The organism is Alloprevotella sp. OH1205_COT-284 (assembly GCF_003859795.1).
Classification (GTDB): Bacteria; Bacteroidota; Bacteroidia; order Bacteroidales; family Bacteroidaceae; genus Alloprevotella.
Window position 1 is genome coordinate 1 of the sequence record NZ_RQYI01000060.1, and the last position, 948, is coordinate 948.

The following is a 948-nucleotide window of genomic DNA, read 5'->3' on the forward strand; positions in this document are numbered from 1 at the left end:
AAAAAAAGAGCCCCTTTTGAGGACTCCCTGAGATTAATTATCTTTGTATTGCTATGTATAAACAACTAACCTCAGAGCAAAGATCGCAAATCTTTGCCTTATTACAAAGAAAAAGCCCAAGAAAAGAGATTGCACGTATCGTGGGCATCAGTGAGTCCACCCTTTCGCGTGAACTCAAACGCAATAGTACCTCTTCGGGGAAGTATATTTGGTTTAAGGCGCACGATAAAGCTATGACACGTCGAAAGCGCACGGTGAGGAATGCCCGCCTTGCCCCTGAATGGGTATGGAGAATCAAACAACTTATCTTGGAGGAGGAATGGTCTCCGCGTCAAATATCGGGAGTATTGAAGAAGGAGGGTATCAGCGTTTCCCATCAAAGCATTTACAACATCATACAAGCCGACAAGACAGGCCAACCGGCTAGTCACACACGCCATAAGCTCAAATACCGCCATAAACCCAAATACAAAGCTTTTCCCATAGCCGATAGAACCGGCATCCACCAACGCCCTATACAAGCAGATGGAACGCGCTTTGGAGACTTTGAGATGGATCTCATCGCAGACCCTTATCATCACGCCATCCTAACCATTGTGGAGCGCTCCACAAATATGCTGTTTATGACCAAGCTACGCTATGGAAAGAAATCTGAACCATTGGCAAAAGAGGTACGAAGATTGCTCTTGCCCTACAAGAAATACATCAAGACCATAACCACAGATAATGGCCCTGAATTTGCAGCACATAAGCAGATAACGAAAGACTTAGGGGCTATCGTCTACTTTGCAGACCCCTACTCATCGTGGCAGAAGGGAGCTATTGAGAATACAAACAAACTCATCAGGCAATATATACCCAAGTATGCAAACTTTGATGATTATACGGACAGAAGAATTGCGCAAATACAGAAGAAAATAAACAGAAGACCAAGACAAAAACTCGATT

The 948-nt window shown here is 44.0% G+C and carries 1 protein-coding gene; it reads left to right on the forward strand.

From position 1 onward, the window contains the following. Positions 1 to 53: 53 nt before the first annotated feature. Positions 54 to 948, forward strand: an 895-nt coding sequence (locus EII14_RS09010; RefSeq protein ID WP_124932189.1) for an IS30 family transposase, incomplete at its 3' end; no start/stop codon positions are given.